General features: G+C 37.2%; 5 protein-coding genes. All 5 read left to right on the forward strand.

The features are described from left to right. Positions 1-199: hypothetical protein (locus VZ94_RS29920; RefSeq protein WP_045780768.1), on the forward strand; the 199-nt coding region annotated here is incomplete at its 5' end. 281 nt (positions 200-480) lie between these two features. Then, the gene (locus VZ94_RS23925; protein WP_082081891.1) at positions 481-1512 is read left to right on the forward strand and encodes a replication initiation protein; all 1032 of its coding nucleotides are present in this window, start codon (positions 481-483) and stop codon (positions 1510-1512) included. A 125-nt stretch (positions 1513-1637) separates the two neighbouring features. Continuing rightward, positions 1638-1922 (forward strand): type II toxin-antitoxin system TacA family antitoxin, encoded by a 285-nt coding sequence (locus VZ94_RS21170; RefSeq protein WP_045780769.1) that lies wholly within the window; start codon positions 1638-1640, stop codon positions 1920-1922. 23 nt (positions 1923-1945) lie between these two features. Further along, positions 1946-2209, forward strand: a complete 264-nt coding sequence (locus VZ94_RS27430) for a hypothetical protein (RefSeq protein WP_204369241.1) — start codon at positions 1946-1948, stop codon at positions 2207-2209. After that, a complete protein-coding gene (locus tag VZ94_RS27435; protein WP_204369242.1) occupies positions 2206-2409 on the forward strand; it encodes an N-acetyltransferase in 204 nt (67 codons plus the stop codon). Before VZ94_RS27430 ends, VZ94_RS27435 begins: the two co-directional genes overlap by 4 nt. Positions 2410-2552: the final 143 nt, after the last annotated feature.

Consider the following 2552-nt stretch of genomic DNA (forward strand, 5'->3'; position numbering starts at 1 on the left):
CGCGATTAAACCTGTGGAATTTGCTGTGAAACCTGTGGAATTTGCTGTGAAACCTGTGGAATTTGCTGTGAAACCTGTGGAATTTGCTGTGAAACCTGTGGAATTTGCTGTGAAACCTGTGGAATTTGCTGTGAAACCTGTGGAATTTGCTGCTATAATTAAACAAGTTAATAGCGCATGCAATTTAATTAGTATATAAAGTTGAGTATTTTCACACTATTTTCCTAAATTCTTGAACACACTGGTTAGTTTTAGGACGCAGTAATCGTCGAATTATTTATTTTTATACTTAAAAAACAATTAGTTATGTGGTATTTAACCTAAACCTGTGGAATTTGCTGTTAAAATTAAGGGTAAAAACGCTAATTTTTGTTTTATTTTCAATATGTTATGTTGTTTTTTTTTGTGTTTTCAGATTAATAAAACGTTGTGGTGTTATGACTACAAAGAAAAAAAAAGAAACTACCGCCTTCTGCATTAATTGTTACACAGTCTAATCACTTAGTTGAGGCGCGATATAATTTGCCTTTAGCAGAGCAGCGAATTATTTTGACAATGATTGCTAGAATACAGCCAGACGATGAAGATTTTAAGCCTTATCACATTTCTATAAAGGAACTTGCTGAGTTTATGGGGATAGATAAAAACTCGGCTTATAGAGAATGTAAAAAAATAACACATTCTTTGTTAACTAGAGTTATTGAAATTGCCGAACCAGGCCGAGTGCTTCAGGTGGGTTGGGTTTCTTCAGCAGAGTATATTGAGGGTTCTGGGACAGTTAATCTATCTTTTGACCCTTTGTTAAAACCTTATTTACTGAGTTTAAAAGGAAATTTTACTTCTTTAAAATTAGAAATGATTTTAAAGTTTAAGAGCCAATATAGCGTACGATTGTATTCGCTTTTAAAACAATATCATGGATTTAAAAATCACAGAGAAGTACAAATTGATACGCTTCGTGAGATGCTTGGATTAACAAAAGACACACATAAAGCATACAGTGATTTGAAAGCTAATATTTTGCGACCCGTTCAAAAAGAATTATCAGAAAAAGCCGATGTGTATTTTGATATGGATGAAATTAGGATGGGACGACGAGTTGTTGCCGTACGGTTTAATATTCACTCAAGAGACATTCCAAAAACTGATATAAGCCAATGCATGGAAATTAACGCTGAAGTTAATCAAATGACATCCGATTTAGATGAGTTAATATTATTGGTGCCTGAGAGTCATAGGACTAAAAAAACTGTTTTGGCCGCTTTAGATAGCTATTTAAAAAAATTGGGCGTTGATTATGTTAAACGAAATATTGCTTATGCCAATGTAAAATCAGATAAATCTTATGCGGGATTTCTAACTAATGCATTACGCCATGATTGGGGACATGATTGGTTACTCGAGCAGAACGCAAAAGAATTAAATAATCCTATGGAAGTTTGGCAACGCAGGGTTTTTCAAGTCAAAAAGAATATGATCTATATATGTTTAAAAAACACATGGAGTATCTAAAGAAATAATTAAAATTCAAATAGTTAATAATTTATACTGTTTACTTAACACGTTTTTTCTGTTGACGTGTACAATTATTTACCGTACATTTCGCAACAGTTATGGGTTTACAATGAGACAAGGTAATGAAGCACGAAATACAACGTACTGCTCGCATTGAAGCTAGAATTGCACCTGAAACGCTTGCGCTTGTTCGACGTGCCGCCGAAATTCAAGGGCGTAGCGTCAGTGATTTTGTCGTGGCAGCCGCTAGGGATGCTGCGAATAAAACGATGGAAGAAACCAATATAATCCGCTTGTCCTATGAAGATCAGCTTCGTTTTGTCGAAGCATTGCTGAATCCACCCTCACCTTCTCCTGCCCTTCTTAAGGCCTTCCAAAAAAATTACGAGCTGTTTGGTACGGAGTGAAACCGTCTTTTCGTATAGAACTGTTGAGCAAAGAGCATAATCGTACCGCTTTTATGTGTGGTGTCGAGGCGCTTGATCGCTATTTTCGCGAACAAGCCATGCAAGACATGCGTCGTCGTGCAGCCTCTTGTTATGTCGCTATTGATTCTGCAACGTCTGCCATAGCAGGGTACTACACGCTTGCCGCTGGAAGTATTCCCCTTATTGATTTGCCTGAGGATTTGATTAAAAAGTTGCCGCGATACCCCTCTGTTCCTGTTGCGTTGCTGGGGCGTTTTAGCAGTTGATAAAAATTTTTCAGGGCAAGAGTCTTGGTAGCGCTCTGTTGGGTAATGCCATACAAAGAACACTGCGTTCTGAAATAGCAGTTACCGCTATCGTTGTTACTGCTAAAGATGAACAAGCAGAGGCATTTTATCGCCATCATGACTTTGTGAATTATGGTAGTTTGCCGCGTCAGTTAGTTCTACATTTATCAGGGTACTAAGCCATGACTGAATTCTCTCATGAGAGAAATACCACGGCTTTCTCATAAAAAATTAACTTGCTTAAGTGTTGAAATGAGTGTCTCAGGTAAATCAACAAATTCCTCGATTTTTTGCTGAAAATTCTTCGCGCCTGACCAGCGCA

Origin of the sequence: Methylocucumis oryzae (assembly GCF_000963695.1) — a bacterium.
Lineage (GTDB): Bacteria > Pseudomonadota > Gammaproteobacteria > Methylococcales > Methylomonadaceae > Methylovulum > Methylovulum oryzae.